The organism is Citrobacter sp. KTE30 (genome assembly GCF_000398825.1).
Classification (GTDB): domain Bacteria; phylum Pseudomonadota; class Gammaproteobacteria; order Enterobacterales; family Enterobacteriaceae; genus Citrobacter; species Citrobacter freundii.
In genome coordinates this window covers 107,478-127,997 of the sequence record NZ_KB976057.1, presented here as the reverse complement: position 1 = coordinate 127,997, position 20,520 = coordinate 107,478, and the positions used below count along the sequence as shown (strand labels likewise).

Genomic DNA, 20,520 nt, shown 5'->3' with positions numbered 1-20,520 from the left:
TTCTTTAAGGTAAGGAGGTGATCCAACCGCAGGTTCCCCTACGGTTACCTTGTTACGACTTCACCCCAGTCATGAATCACAAAGTGGTAAGCGCCCTCCCGAAGGTTAAGCTACCTACTTCTTTTGCAACCCACTCCCATGGTGTGACGGGCGGTGTGTACAAGGCCCGGGAACGTATTCACCGTGGCATTCTGATCCACGATTACTAGCGATTCCGACTTCATGGAGTCGAGTTGCAGACTCCAATCCGGACTACGACATACTTTATGAGGTCCGCTTGCTCTCGCGAGGTCGCTTCTCTTTGTATATGCCATTGTAGCACGTGTGTAGCCCTACTCGTAAGGGCCATGATGACTTGACGTCATCCCCACCTTCCTCCAGTTTATCACTGGCAGTCTCCTTTGAGTTCCCGGCCGGACCGCTGGCAACAAAGGATAAGGGTTGCGCTCGTTGCGGGACTTAACCCAACATTTCACAACACGAGCTGACGACAGCCATGCAGCACCTGTCTCAGAGTTCCCGAAGGCACCAAAGCATCTCTGCTAAGTTCTCTGGATGTCAAGAGTAGGTAAGGTTCTTCGCGTTGCATCGAATTAAACCACATGCTCCACCGCTTGTGCGGGCCCCCGTCAATTCATTTGAGTTTTAACCTTGCGGCCGTACTCCCCAGGCGGTCGACTTAACGCGTTAGCTCCGGAAGCCACGCCTCAAGGGCACAACCTCCAAGTCGACATCGTTTACGGCGTGGACTACCAGGGTATCTAATCCTGTTTGCTCCCCACGCTTTCGCACCTGAGCGTCAGTCTTTGTCCAGGGGGCCGCCTTCGCCACCGGTATTCCTCCAGATCTCTACGCATTTCACCGCTACACCTGGAATTCTACCCCCCTCTACAAGACTCTAGCCTGCCAGTTTCGGATGCAGTTCCCAGGTTGAGCCCGGGGATTTCACATCCGACTTGACAGACCGCCTGCGTGCGCTTTACGCCCAGTAATTCCGATTAACGCTTGCACCCTCCGTATTACCGCGGCTGCTGGCACGGAGTTAGCCGGTGCTTCTTCTGCGAGTAACGTCAATCGTTGCGGTTATTAACCACAACGCCTTCCTCCTCGCTGAAAGTACTTTACAACCCGAAGGCCTTCTTCATACACGCGGCATGGCTGCATCAGGCTTGCGCCCATTGTGCAATATTCCCCACTGCTGCCTCCCGTAGGAGTCTGGACCGTGTCTCAGTTCCAGTGTGGCTGGTCATCCTCTCAGACCAGCTAGGGATCGTCGCCTAGGTGAGCCGTTACCCCACCTACTAGCTAATCCCATCTGGGCACATCCGATGGCAAGAGGCCCGAAGGTCCCCCTCTTTGGTCTTGCGACGTTATGCGGTATTAGCTACCGTTTCCAGTAGTTATCCCCCTCCATCGGGCAGTTTCCCAGACATTACTCACCCGTCCGCCACTCGTCACCCAAGGAGCAAGCTCCTCTGTGCTACCGTTCGACTTGCATGTGTTAGGCCTGCCGCCAGCGTTCAATCTGAGCCATGATCAAACTCTTCAATTTAAGTTTGATGCTCGTGAATTAAACTTCGTAATGAATTACGTATGTTCACTCAGAGACTTGGTATTCATTTTTCGTCTTGCGACGTTAAGAATCCGTATCTTCGAGTGCCCACACAGATTGTCTGATAAATTGTTAAAGAGCAGTTGCGACGCGCTTTAGCGCTCTGTCGCGAGGTCCCGTATATTACGTTTTCCTCATTCAGAGTCAAGCATTTATTTTTGCTTTTCTCTACGAGATTCTCAGTGGAACCCCGCTGACCCGGCGGCTTGTAATCCGTTATTCCGTGTCAGTGGAGGCGCATTATAGGGAGTTATTTCGGGCTGACAAGGGGAAATTTAAAATAATCTTCCGAGTGCGTATTTTTTCATCAAAACAACTTAAACTGACAGTTTTTCGAGCGTTTTAAAGCCATAGCGCTGTAGCACGGGCAATAGTTGTTCGGCTTCTGTCGTCATTGCCATACAAAATGCAACGTTCTCATCTGTTGATTTCGCATCTGGCGCTTCATGTTCTAATAACCAGGCCGTGCGGCGCGCAATCGCGGCACCAGAATCCACCAGCCGCGTCCCCTCGGGCAGGACCTGTAAAAGCTCTTCCTGTAATAGAGGGAAATGAGTGCACCCGAGCACTACCGTGTCGGGTGGTTCCGACATCCGCAGCCACGGACGCAGAATACGCCGCAGCTCTTCCAGAGAAACTGTTTCACCGTGCAGCTTCGCTTCCGCCAGTTCCACCAGCTCAGCAGAACCCAACATTGCAATTTGGCATTCGTTAGCAAACCGCGCAATCAGCTCATGGGTATACGAGCGCTTCACCGTTGCACGCGTAGCCAGCAGCCCCACTACGCCATTCGCCGTGAGTCGCGCCGCCGGTTTAATCGCAGGCACCACGCCCACAACCGGGAAGGCAAACTTCTCACGTAACGCAGGAAGCGACACCGTGCTTGCTGTATTACATGCGATGACCGCAAGAGAGAGGGGATAACGCTGCTGGACAGCAGTCACAATCTCAACAACACGCTCGACGATAAACTCCTCGCTCTTCTCTCCATAAGGAAAGGCGACGTTGTCGAAAGCGTAGATATAGTGGAGATCCGGCAGAAGACGCCGGATCTCGTCATAGACCGACAACCCACCGACGCCGGAATCAAACACCAGCACGGTGGGACGGGGATCAGAAGGTGTAGCTGCCAGACAAGGTGTATTCCCGTCCTGCAGTTGCGTAGCCATAAACTGTCTCGTAATCTTTATCGAACAGGTTGGCGATTTTACCACGAACTGTCAGCTGTGAGGTGATTGGATATGATAATCCGATATCCCATAAGCTGACGCCGCCCAATTTAACATCACGATTATTGTCGTAATCATTATCGTAACGTTCACCTATATATTGATACGCAACGTTCCAGCCCAGATCCTGGACCTGTCCGGTTAACTCATACTTAACCTGCTGTTTTGCACGGCGATAGAGCACCTTGTTTGTGTCATCATCGCGCGGATCAACGTATTGTAGCGTTAGATGATGTTCTACAGGGCCAGTCGTAATGTTTCCGGTCCATTCCAGCCCCTTAATCGTGGCTGATTTAACGTTGACGTACTGGTTATTCTTGTAGTCGATCAGGTTTTGAATTTCATAGTGGTATGCGGAAAGACGCCAATCAAGCGGCCCTGTCAATCCATCAATTCCTGCTTCCCACTGTTTGGATTCTTCCGGTTTCAGGTTCGGGTTGGCGGCAATACCCGGCCCATAGGATGAGGCAAAGCGCGTCGCCCCGTACTGCTGACCCAGCGAGGGTGCCAGGAAACCAGTACCGTAAGAGAGCGTTGCGCGATAACCATCAACAAACTCCCAGCCGGCTGCGGTCTGCCAGGTGCCATGCCAGCCGAATTGTTCGTCATGATCTTCACGCCCCGAAGCTTCCAGCGTGACGCTGTCAATTTGTTGCTGTCCGGTCAGATAAAGCCCGGTCGTATCACGTTTATAGCTGTCGGATAACGTCGTGCTACTGGAGGTCAGTTTTTCCTGTTTCCAGTCAACACCGCCGTTGATCGCCCCATGTCCAACCTCAATGCTATTCCCCCACTGGATATAACGCTGTTCCATATCATCCAGCGTGGCATCTCCTGCGTAGCGGCCAAGCTCGTTACTGTAGTTGTAATCCTTCAGGCGCTGGTAGTTAGCAATTAACTGAGAAGAGTAAATGCCAGAGTTGTACCGTAAACCCGTATCCCAGGACTGGTTGTAATTCTGGGCTTCGTCATTACCGCCCGGATAACCCCACGCCCCTTGGTCATAATCGCTATTCGCGGTGTAGCCGTAGCCACGGAAAAAACCGGAGAAATTATTGTCGAACTTATGCTGTACCGCGCCCCAGAACAACTTGTTACGGTAACCATCCCGGTCGCTGTCACCGTTGTAGGGTGAATCGGGCTGAATGTTAAAGCCTTTCGTCGTCTGATATGCGCCGGCAGCGGTCACCACCGTGTCGCCGAAACGCTTGTTGATAGCGCCATCGTAAGTCTGATAACCGTTACTACCCATGCCTGCGTTGATCTGCGATTTCTCTTCATCACTCATCGTAATGATGTTAACCACACCACCGATCGCACCAGATCCATACACCGCTGAACGCGGTCCGCGAATGTATTCAACCCGCTGCACCAGCGATACCGGAATCTGGCCAATATCAACACCATTGGAAATGCCTGGCCGTGCCATTGGAACACCGTCAATCAGTACCAGCACATGACGCGCTTCAGTCCCACGCACATATAGAGAAGAGCTGCTCCCCATCCCACCGGTCTGCGAGATATCTACCCCCGGCAATCGACGCATGACATCATTCAGATCTTTTGACTGCCAGCGCTGAATATCTTCACGCGTGACCACATCGGTGGGGGCAAGAACAGTATTAACAGGCTGCTGAAAACGGTTGGCAGTGACGACGAGAGTATCCGGGCGAGTGTCCTGTGCCCAACCAGAAAATGCCGTGACGGACAGCGCCGTGCACAGCAATGATTTTTTGATCATTGTAAAGCATCCACAATTTAAGAAGGATGCCGCAGGTCCCACCGATAGTACGCGATGATGAAAACCAGATGCGACGTTAGCCGGCAGGTCTTCGGGCTTGGAGGCGACTTAAAGAGACGATGACTTCCCGCGGCAATCCGCAGTGTCTGCACCAGGTGCGCTCATCTCTTACCTTCCTTACCGCTGCGCGTCAGCTCCAGATTTACACTGGATTCCCTTTTAACTCACAGGACCGGAAAACGGATGCTACAGTTTGTTACAACCTGGTGTCCAGACCGCGTATCACATTATCGGAAATCATCAATGACTGGACATCTGTTGAGCAATCCCTACAATCCCCGCGTACTTTTATTTTTCAGGACGCATCATGACCCCCGAACACCTGCCGACAGAACAGTACGACGCCCAGTTAGCTGAGAAAGTAGTGCGTCTGCAGAGCTTAATGACGCCATTTTATGCACAGGCTCCGGAAGTGTTTCGCTCACCGGTCAGCCATTACCGTATGCGCGCCGAATTCCGCCTGTGGCATGACGGTGATGACCTGTACCACATCATGTTCGACAGCCAGACCAAAAACCGTATTCGCGTCGACAGCTTCCCGGCAGCCAGCGAGCTCATCAACACGTTGATGACGGCAATGATCGACGGCGTTCGCAACAACCACGTCCTGCGCCACAAACTGTTTCAGATTGATTACCTCACAACCCTGAGCGATCAGGCGGTGGTTTCGATGCTGTACCATAAAAAGCTGGATGATGAATGGCGTAAGGAAGCCGAAGCGCTGCGAGATGCGCTGCGGGCGCAAAACCTGAACGTGCATTTGATTGGTCGGGCTACCAAAACCAAAATTGAGCTGGACCAGGACTACATTGACGAACGCTTGCCGGTTGCAGGTAAAGAGATTATCTACCGCCAGGTTGAGAACAGCTTCACCCAGCCGAACGCCGCCATGAATATTCAGATGTTGGAGTGGGCGATTGATGTCACCAGGGGCTCAAAAGGCGACCTGCTGGAGCTGTATTGCGGCAATGGCAATTTCTCGTTAGCCCTGGCGCAAAACTTCAACCGCGTACTGGCCACTGAAATCGCCAAACCGTCCGTGGCTGCTGCACAGTACAACATCGCGGCTAACCATATTGATAACGTACAAATTATCCGCATGGCGGCCGAAGAGTTTACTCAGGCGATGAACGGCGTTCGCGAGTTCAACCGTTTGCAGGGAATCGATCTGAAGAGTTACCAGTGTGAAACTATCTTCGTTGACCCACCGCGCAGCGGTCTGGACAGCGAAACGGAGAAAATGGTGCAGGCGTATCCGCGCATTCTGTACATCTCCTGCAATCCGGAGACGCTGTGTAAGAACCTGGAAACGTTAAGCCAGACGCACAATGTTTCACGTCTGGCGCTATTCGATCAGTTCCCGTATACGCACCATATGGAGTGCGGAGTACTGTTAACGAAGAAGTAAGACTGAACGGAGGCCGGATAAGCACTACCGGTTCAGATTGCCGGATAGCGGCTTTGCCTTATCCGGCCTACAGCGACAACTGTTACTCCACAATTTCTTGTTTACGGTTACGCACTTTAAAGCCGATCCAGAACACCAGAATCACCGACAGCACCGCCGGGAAGAAGTTAGAGCCAATATCCGGATATTCAGCGCGTACCACGGTGCTGTACAGCAGAACACCGAGAATAAAACAGGCGGCGGCCAGGCCCGGCAAGCCCACAGGCATGGTGCGGTTCTGATAGCGTTGATGCAGACAATAAACCGTCAGCACCAGCGAAATAATCGGGAATACGGAGAATGGCACAATGGAGCTAAACAGCGCCGCAAATGTACCATTGATCGATAAGCCAGCAACCAGCGCCAGCAGCAGCGTACCTTTATCTTGACCTGACTGTTTCATTGCTTGTCCTTCTCGTTACTCGGAGTGGTGCGTCATCTTCTCTTGTTCACGGCGGTACCAATAAAATGCGCCTTTCGCGATCATGCGCAGTTGCAATACCAGCCGCTCTTCTAGCTGTCGACGCTGTTCAGCGCCAACATCCAGTGCTTCTGCCCCGGCGCTGAAAACAATGGTTACCATGGCTTCGGCTTGCGCTTCAGTAAACGCACGAGGCATATGGTTTTCGAGTTCCAGATAGTCCGCAAGTTCCGCAATGAAGTGCTGAATTTCACGTGCGACCGCTGCACGAAACGCTGCGGATGTCCCCGAACGCTCGCGCAATAATAAACGGAAGGCGTTGGGATTGTTGCCGATGAACTCCATAAATGTTGAGACCGAGGTGCGGATCACACTCCCGCCCTTCGCGATACGCTGGCGCGCCTGGCGCATCAATTGACGCAGCATCAGACCGCTTTCGTCCACCATCGTCAGGCCGAGTTCATCCACATCGCGGAAATGGCGATAAAACGAGGTTGGCGCAATGCCCGCTTCGCGAGCAACTTCGCGTAAACTGAGGCTGGCAAAACTACGCTCAGCGCTCAGTTGACTAAATGCGGCTTCTACCAGCGAACGCCGGGTTTTTTCTTTTTGTTGCGCTCTAACGCCCATCACGATGTCTGAATCCTTCCACATACCTTGCTGGCACTATACCAGAGATTAGGCGGTTGGCATGGCTTTGTGAATGATTGTTTACGCGCAGTTTGTGCTTCGACTTCGCAAAAAAGCACAACGATAATTGGGTTATCCTGACAACGATGTTACTATTCTGTTGCTTTTATGTATAAGAACAGGTAAGCCTGACCATGTCACATTCCTACGATTACGATGCAATAGTAATAGGTTCCGGTCCCGGCGGCGAAGGCGCTGCAATGGGTCTGGTTAAGCAAGGAGCGCGCGTCGCGGTGATTGAGCGCTATCATAACGTCGGCGGAGGCTGTACCCACTGGGGCACCATCCCGTCGAAAGCCCTCCGCCACGCCGTCAGCCGCATTATTGAATTCAATCAGAACCCACTGTACAGCGACCACTCCCGACTCCTTCGTTCTTCTTTTGCCGATATTCTCAACCACGCTGATAACGTTATTAATCAGCAAACGCGTATGCGGCAAGGATTTTACGAGCGCAATCACTGCGAAATTTTGCAGGGGAATGCCCGTTTTGTTGATGAACACACGATCGCCCTGGAATGTCACGACGGTACGGTGGAAACGCTGACTGCGGATAAGTTTGTTATTGCCTGCGGTTCGCGTCCTTATCGCCCTGTTGATGTCGACTTTTCGCATCCCCGGGTTTACGACAGCGACTCTATCCTGAGCCTACACCACGAACCCCGCCATGTACTGATTTATGGCGCGGGGGTCATTGGCTGTGAATATGCGTCGATCTTCCGTGGAATGGACGTCAAAGTTGATTTAATCAACACCCGCGATCGTCTGCTGGCATTCCTCGATCAAGAGATGTCCGACTCGCTCTCTTACCACTTCTGGAACAGCGGTGTGGTCATTCGCCACAACGAAGAGTATGAGAAGATTGAAGGCTGCGATGACGGCGTCATCATGCACCTGAAATCCGGTAAGAAACTGAAGGCAGACTGCCTGTTGTACGCCAATGGCCGTACAGGTAATACCGATTCGCTGGCGCTGGAAAACATTGGCCTGAAAACCGACAGCCGTGGGCAGCTCAAAGTGAATAGCATGTACCAGACGGCGCTGCCGCATGTGTATGCCGTAGGGGATGTGATCGGTTATCCGAGCCTGGCATCGGCGGCCTACGACCAGGGACGCATTGCCGCCCAGGCGTTGGTAAAAGGCGAAGCCACCGCGCATCTGATTGAAGATATCCCGACCGGGATTTATACCATTCCAGAAATCAGCTCCGTTGGTAAAACCGAACAGCAACTCACGGCAATGAAAGTTCCATACGAGGTTGGCCGCGCCCAGTTTAAGCATCTGGCACGTGCGCAAATCGTGGGTATGAGTGTTGGAACGCTGAAGATCCTGTTCCATCGCGAAACCAAAGAGATTCTGGGGATCCACTGCTTTGGGGAGCGCGCGGCCGAAATTATTCACATCGGGCAAGCGATAATGGAGCAAAAAGGTGGTGGTAACACTATCGAGTACTTCGTTAACACCACCTTTAACTACCCAACCATGGCAGAAGCCTATCGGGTAGCAGCGCTAAATGGCTTAAACCGCCTGTTTTAACGCACTGTCGAAATGGCCATCCATTGATCCACGGATGGCCTCTGCCAACTGTTCATAACGGCTGCGCAGCGGCGAACCAGGACGGTACACCAGACCAATCGTACGACGCGGTTCGGGTTTAATGCATGGCAGATAAACGACACCATCACGCTTACGCTCCGGCGGAACAGCCAGCGCAGGCAGTAAGGTAATACCGCTTCCTGCCGCCACCATGTTACGCAGCGTTTCCAGACTGGTTGCCCGAAAATGGGTATCTTCATCAGCACCCGCTTCAAAGCAGAAGCCCATTGCCTGATCGCGCAGGCAGTGGCCATCTTCCAGCATCAGCAGTTTTTCACCCGCCAGATCGGACATCGGTACACAGTCACGGTTTGCCCACGGATGATCTTCATAGATCGCCAGCAGCATAGGCTCATCAAATAGCGGTACTTCGATGAACGCCTCACTCTCTTTCACCAGCGCCAGAATGACGCAGTCGAGCTTGCCGCTATCCAGTTGCGCTAACAGCTGATGTGTCTGCGCTTCATGGAGATACATTTCCAGTTTTGGGAAGGTCTGGTGCAACATCGGAATAATATGCGGCAGCAGGTATGGCCCCACCGTTGGGATCAAACCAATATGCAGCGGGCCAGACATTGTCTCGCCTTGTTGGCTTGCCATCTCCTTGAGCACTTTGACCTCGCGCAGCACGGTGCGCGCCTGATCCACCAGCAGCAAACCAGCCTGGGTGAACAGCACCTTGCGACTCGTACGCTCCAACAACATGACGCCAAGCTCATCTTCCAGCTTGCGGATCTGCCCGCTCAGCGTTGGTTGGCTAACGTGACAGGAGTCTGCCGCTCGTCGGAAGTGACGATGTTCGGCTAGCGCTACCAGGTATTCAAGATCACGAATATTCATTATTCATCCTCCATCGCCACGATAGTTCGTAGCGATAGGTAGCATAGCAACGAACGATTATCCCTATCAAGCTTTCTGTTTAATAATGCACCACAGAAACGGAACGGTACCCCTTTAACCCTTGAAGCTACTGTCCGTTTTGAGAGTTTCTCTCATACTCGAAATAACTAAAGCCAACGTGAACTTTTGCGGACCTTGTGTCCGCATTTTTTTTGCATAAAAAAGCCCGGCGTGACGCCAGGCTCGAATGATTACCCATCAATTTATGCCAGACGCGCCTTCGCGTAGTCGATCGCCTGTGCAACCTGCTGGGGTGACACGCCGCCTTTCGCCGCACGCTTGTCCAGGCACGATTGCAACGAGAGGATCGGGTAAACGTCATCGCCAATCACCTGGCTAAACTTTTGTAAGTCGGCAAGCGACAGCGCTTCCAGCGGTTTGCCCTGTCGAATCGCCTCGACCACCGTTTCACCTACGATATGGTGCGCTTCGCGGAACGGGACACCTTTCGCCACCAGATAATCCGCCAGTTCAGTGGCGTTAGCATAGCCCTGCTGCGCTGCTTCCTGGCAACGCGGACGTTTCACCTGGATGCCATCCAGCACCAGCGCGGCCATATGCAGACAGTCCAGCCAGGTGTCGAGCGCGTCGAACAGCCCTTCTTTGTCTTCCTGCATATCTTTGTTGTATGCCAGCGGGAGGCCTTTTAACGTCATCATCATGCCGGTCAACGCACCCTGCACGCGACCGCATTTGCCACGGATCAGCTCCAGCGCATCCGGATTTTTCTTCTGCGGCATCAGAGATGAACCCGAAGTCACACGATCAGACAGCTCGACAAAGCCCGCTTCGCCGGTGTTAAAGAAAATCAGGTCTTCAGCAAAACGCGACAGGTGTACCATGCCGATAGAGGCGTCTGAGAGTAACTCCAGCACGTGGTCACGGTCAGAAACGCTGTCCAGACTGTTGCGCGTAGCCGAGGCAAAGCCCAACCAACCCGCCAGCTGCTCGCGATCGATTTCATACGCCGTACCCGCCAGCGCGCCGCAGCCTAACGGACTGACGTCCAGGCGTTTGAGCGCATCCTGCAGGCGGCTCTCGTCACGCGCCAACATTTCAACATAGGCCAGACACCAGTGAGCAAACGTCACCGGCTGCGCACGTTGCAGGTGGGTGTAACCCGGCATGACGGCGTCCTGGTTATTCTCCGCCGTCACCACCAGCGCAGTTTGCAACTGACGATTGGCCGATAGTAATTCGATAACCGTGTCTTTGCACCACAGCTTGAGATCGGTCGCGACCTGGTCGTTACGGCTACGTCCGGTATGCAGTTTTTTACCAAGCTGGCCGACTTTATCAATCAGCTTACCTTCCACCCAACTGTGAATATCTTCGGCATCGCTTTGCAGAATCTGCTGAGGATTCGCGCGAACCTCTTCCAGCAGATTATTCAGCGCTTCTTCCAACCGCAGCTGTTCATCAGCAGTCAGTACACCGACCGTTACCAACGCTTTGGACCAGGCCACAGAGCCAACAATATCCTGTTCTGCCAGGCGGTAGTCAAAACGCAACGAGTCGTTGAACTGTTTGAACCGCTGATCTGCTGCCTGTGTAAAACGCCCACCCCAAAGTGCCATAACGAATTTCCTTAATATGATATTTTTGCCCGGTGGCGCTGCGCTTACCGGGCCTACAAAACCCACGTAGGCCGGATAAGGCGAAGCCGCCATCCGGCACATTAGTAGTTAAGCCAGAATACGCGTACCAATTGGCGTGCCGTTAAACAGCGCCGGGAGTTGCTCTGCATGACGCCAGGAGGCGATATCCACCGGACGACCCAGCGTACGCGCGGCATCCAGCGCCGCATTCACCTTCACGATCATGCCATCGGTAATAATGCCCTGTTCAATCAGCTGTTCCGCTTTCGCTGCAGTCATTTCGGCAATACGCTGGCCTTTGCCATCCAGAATACCGCTTACATCAGAGAGCAGGATCAGATCCGCACCCAGCGTTGCCGCCAGCGCCGTTGCCGCCTGATCGGCATTCACGTTCATCAGCAGCCCATCATCAGTGACGCCAATAGAGCTCACTACCGGCAGAAAACCGCTTTCCAGCAGCGTGTTAATCAGCTTAGGCGAACCCGGCTGCGCCAGTCCAACATGACCCAGTTCTTTATCGAGCGGCGTCACTTTTACGCTGTCGCCATCGCCAAGATACAGACCCACAGACGCGATGTGATGCTTTTTCGCCCAAGCCAGCAAGGTTTTATTCGCCGTTCCCGCCAGGGCACCGGTAATAATGTCAATTTGATCGGCAGGCGTGACGCGCAGACCATTTTTCTTTTTCACCGGCAGATTCAGCTGCTTCATCAGCTCGTCGACCACGCAGCCGCCACCGTGCACAATGACCAGCGGACGCTGGTGCGACTCACGATAATTCACCAGTGCGGTAAACAAGCGCTCCAGCGCCTCTTCGCTATCCAGTAAAACGCCGCCCAACTTGATAATTAATGGATTCATTGTTGCACCCTAAATAAGAGACTGCGTTTGGGCAAAGCCAAAACGAATATTTGCGCACTGCATCGCCTGTGCCGCCGCGCCTTTCAATAAGTTGTCTTCCGTCGCCACGACGATCAGGTGTTCACCCTGTACGGCAAACCCGATATCGCAAAACGGTAATCCAACCACATTCTTCAGCGCCGGAACCCCTTTGTCATACAGACGCACCAGCGGTTTATCGCCATACGCCTGTTGCAGCGCCTGAGCCACCTGAGCATGGGTTACGCCCGCCTTAAGGCGGCAAGTGATAGTTTCCAGAATTCCGCGCGGGAAGTTACCCAGATGCGGGGTGAAAATCACTTCTGTCCCCAGATGAGTGGCGATTTCCGGCTGATGACGATGGGTAAACACGCCATACGGCTGCAGGCTCACCTCACAAAAGCTGTTGGAGATAGCCGCTTTACGCCCCGCACCGCTCACGCCGCTGGTCGCATTAATTACCGGCCACTGGCTGAGATCCAGCAGCCCGGCATCAATCAACGGTTTCAGCGAAAGCTGCGCCGCCGTCGGGTAACAACCTGGCACAGCAATCAGATTCGCTTCTTTCAGTTTGTCCGCGTTCCACTCCGCCAGCCCATAAACGGCCTGCTCCAGCAGCTCAGGATGCTGATGCGTAAAGCCATAATATTTTTCATAGAACGCGCCGTCGTTTACGCGAAACGCGCCCGAAAGGTCAAACACCACGCAACCGGCCTGCAAAAACTGCGGAGCCAGGTCATGACTCACCTCATGAGCCGTTGCGAGGAACACAACATCCACCCCTGCGCTAAACTCGCTGATATCTGACATTGGCTGCAACGGTAAATCGACAATGCCTTTCAACTGCGGATGCAAATCGGAGATTAATTTTCCTGCATCATTGCTTTGCGCTGAGACGGTCAAAGCGGTTATGGTCATATCAGGATGGCGATTTACATAGGTCACAAGCTCTGCGCCGGCATAGCCACTGGCGCCCACAATCAGCGTATTCAACATCGGGGCAGCTCACCTTCTTAGATTCTGTTGCCAGGTATAAGCCTTTATCACCTCACCTTACACTTGGTGGGTTTTATTACGCTCAACGTTAATGTATTTTTATTCACAAATACTGCATGAATATTGATACTATCATGACCCGAGGTGTGTCAACAATGAAAAACAATTTACCGCCATTTATCGAGATTTACCGCGCTCTGATTGCCACGCCATCGATCAGTGCCACCGAAGAAGCACTCGATCAAAGCAATGCAGGTTTAATCACTCTGCTGGCGGGCTGGTTTAAAGATTTAGGCTTCAATGTGGAGGTCCAACCGGTTCCCGATACGCGAAATAAATTCAATATGCTGGCGAGCATTGGACAGGGCGCTGGCGGCCTGTTGTTGGCGGGCCATACCGATACCGTACCCTTTGACGACGGACGCTGGACCCGCGATCCGTTCACTCTAACCGAGCATGACAATAAGCTGTATGGTTTGGGTACGGCGGATATGAAAGGCTTCTTCGCCTTTATCCTCGACGCGTTGCGTGATGTCGACGTCACGAAACTGAAAAAACCCCTGTACATTCTGGCCACTGCTGACGAAGAGACCAGCATGGCGGGAGCTCGCTACTTCTCTGAAACTACCGCTCTGCGCCCGGACTGCGCGATCATTGGCGAACCCACATCCCTGCAACCGGTGCGCGCGCACAAAGGCCATATCTCTAATGCGATACGCATTCTGGGACAGTCGGGTCATTCAAGCGATCCGGCGCGTGGCGTTAATGCGATTGAACTGATGCATGATGCCATCGGCCATATCATGCATCTGCGCGATGACCTGAAAGCGCGCTATCACCATGATGCCTTTACCGTCCCGTATCCAACGTTAAATTTGGGCCACATCCACGGCGGTGACGCCGCCAACCGAATCTGCGCCTGCTGCGAACTGCATATGGATATTCGCCCGCTACCGGGTATGACGCTAAACGATCTCAATGGGTTACTTAACGAAGCGCTGGCCCCTGTCAGCGAACGTTGGCCGGGTCGCCTGACCGTATCGGAACTGCATCCGCCGATTCCCGGCTATGAGTGCCCACCTGACCATCAACTGGTAGAGGTGGTTGAGAAACTGCTGGGCGCACAGACTGAAGTGGTGAACTATTGCACCGAAGCGCCGTTTATCCAGACGCTTTGCCCAACGCTGGTGTTGGGTCCAGGCTCCATTAATCAGGCGCATCAGCCGGATGAGTATCTGGAAACGCGCTTTATTAAGCCAACCCGCGAATTAATCACTCAGGTTGTGCACCATTTCTGCTGGCATTAACTGCTTGTCACCCCGCTAATCCCTTAGTGGTAAGCGGGGCGATTTTTTAACATTTCCATAAGCAACGCTTATTTGATTGGATGTGAATTAAATAACGTAAATTCACGGCATTTATTCGTTTGCTGAACCGATTTCGCAGCAATTGACGTCACGTGTTTTACGTGGCTTTATAAAAGACGGCTAAAAAGTTAAGTCCGCAAGATTTTGCGTGATAGTCAGGCGCGAAAGATACAGGACATATTCAAAATAGATGGGGTGTCTGGGTTAATATGAACGAACAATATTCCGCGTTGCGTAGTAATGTCAGTATGCTCGGCAAAGTGCTGGGAGAGACCATCAAGGATGCGTTGGGAGAGAACATTCTTGATCGCGTAGAAACAATTCGAAAGCTGTCCAAATCATCTCGCGCTGGCAATGAAATTAATCGCCAGGAATTGCTCACCACACTGCAAAATCTGTCTAACGACGAGCTGCTGCCGGTTGCCCGCGCATTTAGCCAGTTCCTGAACCTGGCCAACACCGCCGAGCAGCACCACAGCATTTCGCCAAAAGGCGAAGCCGCCAGCAACCCGGAAGTGATTGCTCGCACTCTGCGTAAACTGAAAGAGCAGCCCAACCTCAATGACGCCACCATCAAGAAAGCCGTAGAATCACTCTCTCTGGAGCTGGTACTCACCGCCCACCCGACCGAGATCACTCGTCGTACGCTGATCCATAAAATGGGTGAAGTGAACGCCTGCCTCAAGCAGCTTGATAACAAAGACCTCGTCGATTATGAACGCAACCAACTGATGCGCCGTCTGCGTCAGCTCATTGCTCAGTCCTGGCATACGGATGAAATCCGCAAACTGCGCCCAAGCCCGGTTGATGAAGCCAAATGGGGATTCGCGGTTGTTGAAAACAGCCTGTGGGAAGGTGTGCCGAACTACCTGCGCGAGCTGAATGAACAACTGGAAGAGCATCTTGGATATAAGCTGCCGGTTGATTTTGTCCCGGTTCGATTTACCTCCTGGATGGGCGGCGACCGTGACGGCAACCCGAACGTAACGGCGGATATCACCCGTCACGTGCTATTGCTCAGCCGCTGGAAAGCGACAGACCTGTTCCTGAAAGACATCCAGTTTCTGATTTCTGAGCTGTCGATGGTGGATGCTACACCGGAGCTGATGGCACTGGTAGGTGAAGAAGGCGCAGCGGAACCTTACCGCTATCTGATGAAAACCCTGCGTTCTCGTCTGATGGCGACCCAGGCCTGGCTTGAAGCTCGTCTGAAAGGCGAGAAATTGCCGAAACCTGCGGGACTTCTCACCCAAAACGAACAGCTCTGGGACCCGCTTTACGCCTGCTACCAGTCTCTACAGGCCTGTGGTATGGGCATCATCGCCAATGGCGAATTGCTCGACACCCTGCGCCGCGTGAAGTGTTTCGGCGTGCCGCTGGTGCGTATTGATATTCGTCAGGAAAGCACCCGTCATACTGAAGCCTTGGGTGAACTGACTCGTTATCTGGGCATTGGCGACTACGAAAACTGGTCGGAAGCAGATAAACAGGCTTTCCTGATCCGCGAACTGAATTCCAAGCGTCCGCTCCTGCCGCGTAACTGGGAGCCGAGCAATGACACCCGTGAAGTGCTCGACACCTGTCAGGTCATTGCCGAAGCCCCGTATGGCTCCATTGCCGCCTATGTTATCTCGATGGCGAAAACGCCGTCGGATGTGCTGGCCGTGCATCTGCTGCTGAAAGAAGCCGGAATTGGTTTTGCTATGCCGGTCGCTCCGCTATTTGAAACGCTGGACGACCTCAACAATGCCGATGACGTCATGTCCCAGCTTCTGAATATCGACTGGTACCGCGGCTTTATTCAGGGCAAACAGATGGTCATGATCGGCTACTCTGATTCCGCAAAAGACGCGGGCGTGATGGCGGCGTCCTGGGCGCAATACCAGGCTCAGGACGCGCTGATCAAAACCTGCGAAAAAGCCGGTATCGAACTGACGCTGTTCCACGGTCGCGGCGGATCCATTGGTCGCGGCGGCGCGCCTGCGCATGCGGCGCTGCTCTCTCAACCGCCAGGCAGTCTGAAAGGCGGTCTGCGCGTGACAGAACAAGGGGAGATGATCCGCTTTAAGTACGGCCTGCCGGAAGTGACCATCAGCAGCCTGTCGCTGTATACCGGAGCAATTCTGGAGGCCAACCTGTTACCACCGCCAGAACCGAAGGATAACTGGCGTCATATCATGGATGAGCTTTCCGATATTTCCTGCGAGCTATACCGTGGATATGTGCGTGAAAACAAAGACTTTGTCCCTTATTTCCGCTCAGCTACACCGGAGCAGGAACTGGGTAAATTGCCGCTCGGTTCACGTCCGGCAAAACGCCGTCCGACCGGCGGCGTTGAGTCTCTGCGTGCTATACCGTGGATCTTTGCCTGGACGCAGAACCGTCTGATGCTCCCGGCCTGGCTTGGTGCTGGTACCGCGCTGCAAAAAGTGGTTGAAGATGGTAAGCAAAGCGAACTCGAAGCGATGTGCCGCGACTGGCCATTCTTCTCCACACGCCTTGGCATGCTGGAAATGGTTTTCGCGAAAGCAGACCTGTGGCTGGCAGAGTATTACGATCAGCGCCTGGTCAAAAAAGAGCTGTGGCCGCTGGGTGAAGAGCTACGCCAACGCCTGGCAGCAGATATCGATGTCGTACTGGCGATTGCCAACGACTCACATTTGATGGCCGACCTGCCGTGGATTGCCGAGTCCATTCAGTTAAGGAATGTTTATACTGACCCGCTGAACGTCTTACAGGCAGAGTTGTTACACCGCTCACGCCAGGCCGAAGAGCAAGGCCATGAACCGGATCCACGCGTTGAACAAGCGCTGATGGTGACCATCGCGGGTGTCGCCGCCGGTATGCGCAATACAGGCTAACGTCCCCTCCTGCTGTCGCCTTCGTGCTACTGTACGAAGGCGACAGTAAAAACCGCTGTTACAACCACTTCATTTTCAATATATTCCTGCCTGAACATATTCACTACGTGAATATTACAACAGCAAAACACGATCCTGAGATCGTGATGCTTCAGTTCCTCTTAATGTTTAGTCGCTACTCTTGGCGCTACGATTAAAGACAGGCTCACATTATGCAATCCTTACAACTCCAGTCTAAACCCGCCTTTAGCTGGAAAGCCCTGGGTTGGGCGCTCCTCTATTTTTGGTTTTTTTCCTCATTACTGCAGGCCGTTATCTATTTTAGCGGCTATAGCGGATCTACCGGCCTACGCGACTCCCTGCTGTTCAGCTCGCTGTGGTTGATCCCGGTATTTTTATTTCCAAACCGTATCCGCATTATTGCTGCCGTCATTGGCGTAATTCTATGGGCGGCCTCGCTGGCAGCTCTGAGCTATTACGTCATTTACGGGCAAGAGTTCTCGCAAAGCGTTCTGTACGTAATGTTTGAAACCAATGCGAACGAAGCCAGCGAGTACCTGAGTCAATACTTCAGCCTGAAGATCGTCTTAATTGCGCTGGCATATACAGCAATGGCAATTCTGCTATGGACACGTTTGCGTCCGGTACATATTCCATCACCCTGGCGCTATCTGGTGTCGTTTGCACTGTTATACGGATTGATTCTGCATCCGATGACAGTGAACACATTTATCAAACATAAGCCGTTTGAAAAAACGTTGGATGGGCTCGCTTCACGTATGGAGCCCGCCGCGCCGTGGCAATTCATCTCCGGGTATTATCAATATCGTCAGCAGTTGACCTCGCTCAATAGCCTGCTGAATGAGAACAATGCCCTGCCGCCGCTGGCTAACTTTAAAGACAGCTCAGGTGACGCACCGCGTACGCTGGTACTGGTGATTGGTGAGTCAACGCAACGTGGCCGCATGAGCCTGTATGGCTACCCGCGTGAAACGACGCCAGAACTGGATGCGCTGCATAAATCCGATCCTAACTTCACCGTATTCAATAATGTCGTGACTTCCCGTCCGTACACCATTGAAATCCTGCAGCAGGCGCTGACCTTCGCTAACGAGAAGAACCCGGATCTGTATCTGACTCAGCCGTCCCTGATGAACATGATGAAACAGGCGGGTTATAAAACCTTCTGGATCACTAATCAGCAGACGATGACCGCCCGCAACACCATGCTGACGGTGTTCTCTAAGCAGACGGATAAACAGTTCTATATGAACCAGCAGCGTACGCAAAGTGCGCGCGAATATGACAGCAACGTGCTGGCGCCATTTAAAGAAGTCCTGGCCGACCCGGCACCGAAAAAGTTCATCATCGTGCATCTGCTGGGTACGCATATTAAGTACAAATTCCGCTATCCGGATGGCCAGGGTAAGTTCGACAATAATATCGACCATGTTCCCGCAGGCCTGAGTAACGATGAGCTGGAAGCCTACAACGATTACGACAGCGCGAATGTTTATAACGATCATATTATTGCCAGCCTGATCAAAGACTATAAAGCGACCGATCCGAACGGCTTCCTGCTGTACTTCTCCGATCATGGCGAAGAGGTTTACGATACGCCACCACACAAAACGCAGGGTCGTAATGAAGACAACCCAACGCGTCATATGTACACGGTGCCGTTCCTGTTGTGGACTTCGGAAAAATGGCAGGCCGCGCACCCGCGCGACTTCTCACAGGATGTGAATCGTAAATACAGCAGCTCAGAGCTTATCCATACATGGTCTGACTTAGCGGGCTTCACCTACGATGGCTTCGATCCAACTCGCGCCATTACCAGTCCGCAGTTCAAAGAGACAACCCGCTGGATTGGCAATCCGTACAAGAAAAATGCCCTGATAGATTACGATTCCCTGCCTTACGGCGATCAAATCGGTAATCAATAACCGTCTGCCGGATGCGCTACGCTTATCCGGCCTACAGCTCGCAAAGACTTGTAGGCCGGATATGGCATTAGCCGCCATCCGGCAATAATCACTTGAGGGCGATTGTTTTCAACGTTACTGTTTCCCTGTCTGCTGCCTGCAAGGGATTAACATGTGTCACGACGTCAGCCATCTTCTCTCCCGCCTGATTAACGGCCCCACGCCGCTGCGGCAGATTTATTTCGCCAGCACCAATAGCACAACGCCGGAACTGGCGTATCAGGTCGATTTTCCCCGGCTGGAAATTGTGCTGGAAGGTGAATTTGCGGATTCTGGCATCGATAAGGTGCTTACCCCCGGCGATGTCTTGTTTGTTCCGGCTGGCGGCTGGAATATTCCGCAGTGGGTCACACCGGTCACGACACTCAGCATTCTGTTCGGCAAACAGCAACTGGGTTTCAGCGTCGTCCAATGGGACGGCAAGCAATATCAAAACCTTACCCGCCAGCACGTCGCACGGCGTGGGCCGCGTATTGGCTCTTTTCTGCTGCAAACGCTCCATGAGATGCAAATGCAGCCGCAGGAGCAGCAAACGGCCAGGCTAATCGTTGCAAGCTTGCTGAGTCACTGTCGCGATCTACTCGGCAGCCAGATCCAAACCGCATCACGTAGTCAGGCGCTTTTCGACGCCATTCGCGGCTATATTGACGAACGCTACGCTTCGCCGCTCACCCGAGAATCCGTCGCGCAGGCGTTTTACATTTCACCCAATTACCTCTCCCACCTGTTTCAAAAAACGGGCGCTATCGGTTTTAACGAATACCTGAATCATACGCGACTGGAACATGCAAAAACGCTATTAAAGGGTTACGAGCTGAAGATCAAAGACGTGGCGCACACCTGTGGGTTTATTGACAGCAACTACTTCTGCCGCCTGTTTCGCAAGAATACTGAGCGTTCGCCGTCAGAGTATCGTCGGCAGTATCACAGCCAGCTGACGGAGAAAAAAACTGACCAGTAATCATCGCATACTGGGACAGAAAACGGAGACAAAGGTAACATTTACTGGATTTTTGTATTATCAAAAAACATATGCCAGCACATATCGCTTACATGTGAAGTATCTCCCACTTTTATAGTCATATTACATTTATCCAGCTTTTGGCAGATTTGTCAGATAGCGCCGCGTGACGAAACAC

14 protein-coding genes, 1 rRNA gene and 1 riboswitch are annotated in these 20,520 nt (G+C 52.8%); of the genes, 6 read left to right on the top strand and 9 right to left on the bottom strand.

From position 1 onward, the window contains the following. Nucleotides 1-10: 10 nt before the first annotated feature. From WC1_RS00210 to btuB, 3 genes are all read right to left on the bottom strand, one after another. Nucleotides 11-1,552: ribosomal RNA gene (locus WC1_RS00210) — 16S ribosomal RNA — on the bottom strand. A 377-nt stretch (nucleotides 1,553-1,929) separates the two neighbouring features. After that, nucleotides 1,930-2,781 carry a glutamate racemase gene (gene murI / locus WC1_RS00215; protein ID WP_003847829.1) on the bottom strand — a complete coding sequence of 284 codons (852 nt, stop codon included), beginning with the start codon at nucleotides 2,779-2,781 and terminating at the stop codon, nucleotides 1,930-1,932. After that, nucleotides 2,726-4,582, bottom strand: coding sequence for a TonB-dependent vitamin B12 receptor BtuB (btuB, locus tag WC1_RS00220; RefSeq protein ID WP_016151285.1), 1,857 nt, complete (start codon nucleotides 4,580-4,582; stop codon nucleotides 2,726-2,728). Before btuB ends, murI begins: the two co-directional genes overlap by 56 nt. A gap of 64 nt (nucleotides 4,583-4,646) precedes the next feature. Further along, a riboswitch (cobalamin riboswitch) is annotated at nucleotides 4,647-4,834 on the bottom strand. A gap of 115 nt (nucleotides 4,835-4,949) precedes the next feature. Here btuB and trmA point away from each other — a divergent pair. Beyond that, nucleotides 4,950-6,050 (top strand): tRNA (uridine(54)-C5)-methyltransferase TrmA, encoded by a 1,101-nt coding sequence (gene trmA / locus WC1_RS00225; RefSeq protein WP_003028866.1) that lies wholly within the window; start codon nucleotides 4,950-4,952, stop codon nucleotides 6,048-6,050. An 82-nt stretch (nucleotides 6,051-6,132) separates the two neighbouring features. On the opposite strand, the gene WC1_RS00230 is transcribed toward trmA, so the two are convergent. Continuing rightward, entirely contained in the window at nucleotides 6,133-6,492 is a 360-nt protein-coding gene (locus tag WC1_RS00230; RefSeq protein WP_003028863.1) for a YijD family membrane protein, read from the bottom strand. Between the two features lie 15 nt (nucleotides 6,493-6,507). Further along, nucleotides 6,508-7,143 (bottom strand): HTH-type transcriptional repressor FabR, encoded by a 636-nt coding sequence (fabR, locus tag WC1_RS00235; RefSeq protein WP_003028862.1) that lies wholly within the window; start codon nucleotides 7,141-7,143, stop codon nucleotides 6,508-6,510. Between the two features lie 191 nt (nucleotides 7,144-7,334). On the opposite strand from fabR, the gene sthA reads away from it, so the two are divergent. Next, nucleotides 7,335-8,735: a Si-specific NAD(P)(+) transhydrogenase gene (sthA, locus tag WC1_RS00240; RefSeq protein WP_003028860.1), complete on the top strand. Its 1,401-nt coding sequence runs from the start codon at nucleotides 7,335-7,337 to the stop codon at nucleotides 8,733-8,735. Here sthA and oxyR read toward each other — a convergent pair. The 4 genes from oxyR to argC all read right to left on the bottom strand — a co-directional run bounded on the left by oxyR (nucleotide 8,718) and on the right by argC (nucleotide 13,168). Next, entirely contained in the window at nucleotides 8,718-9,635 is a 918-nt protein-coding gene (gene oxyR, locus WC1_RS00245) for a DNA-binding transcriptional regulator OxyR (protein WP_003028858.1), read from the bottom strand. The genes sthA and oxyR overlap by 18 nt on opposite strands. A gap of 263 nt (nucleotides 9,636-9,898) precedes the next feature. Then, nucleotides 9,899-11,272, bottom strand: a complete 1,374-nt coding sequence (gene argH / locus WC1_RS00250; RefSeq protein WP_003028856.1) for an argininosuccinate lyase — start codon at nucleotides 11,270-11,272, stop codon at nucleotides 9,899-9,901. A 108-nt stretch (nucleotides 11,273-11,380) separates the two neighbouring features. After that, nucleotides 11,381-12,154, bottom strand: a complete 774-nt coding sequence (gene argB, locus WC1_RS00255; RefSeq protein WP_003028854.1) for an acetylglutamate kinase — start codon at nucleotides 12,152-12,154, stop codon at nucleotides 11,381-11,383. Between the two features lie 9 nt (nucleotides 12,155-12,163). Then, on the bottom strand, nucleotides 12,164-13,168 hold the full coding sequence (gene argC / locus WC1_RS00260) for an N-acetyl-gamma-glutamyl-phosphate reductase (protein ID WP_016151284.1): 1,005 nt from the start codon (nucleotides 13,166-13,168) through the stop codon (nucleotides 12,164-12,166). A gap of 155 nt (nucleotides 13,169-13,323) precedes the next feature. On the opposite strand from argC, the gene argE reads away from it, so the two are divergent. The 4 genes from argE to WC1_RS00280 all read left to right on the top strand — a co-directional run bounded on the left by argE (nucleotide 13,324) and on the right by WC1_RS00280 (nucleotide 20,342). Next, the gene (gene argE, locus WC1_RS00265) at nucleotides 13,324-14,475 is read left to right on the top strand and encodes an acetylornithine deacetylase (protein ID WP_003028848.1); all 1,152 of its coding nucleotides are present in this window, start codon (nucleotides 13,324-13,326) and stop codon (nucleotides 14,473-14,475) included. 269 nt (nucleotides 14,476-14,744) lie between these two features. Then, nucleotides 14,745-17,396: a phosphoenolpyruvate carboxylase gene (gene ppc, locus WC1_RS00270; protein ID WP_003840542.1), complete on the top strand. Its 2,652-nt coding sequence runs from the start codon at nucleotides 14,745-14,747 to the stop codon at nucleotides 17,394-17,396. A gap of 212 nt (nucleotides 17,397-17,608) precedes the next feature. Continuing rightward, the gene (locus tag WC1_RS00275) at nucleotides 17,609-19,342 is read left to right on the top strand and encodes a phosphoethanolamine transferase CptA (RefSeq protein ID WP_003840540.1); all 1,734 of its coding nucleotides are present in this window, start codon (nucleotides 17,609-17,611) and stop codon (nucleotides 19,340-19,342) included. 151 nt (nucleotides 19,343-19,493) lie between these two features. Further along, a complete protein-coding gene (locus WC1_RS00280) occupies nucleotides 19,494-20,342 on the top strand; it encodes an AraC family transcriptional regulator (protein ID WP_016151283.1) in 849 nt (282 codons plus the stop codon). The last annotated feature ends 178 nt before the right edge of the window (nucleotides 20,343-20,520 follow it).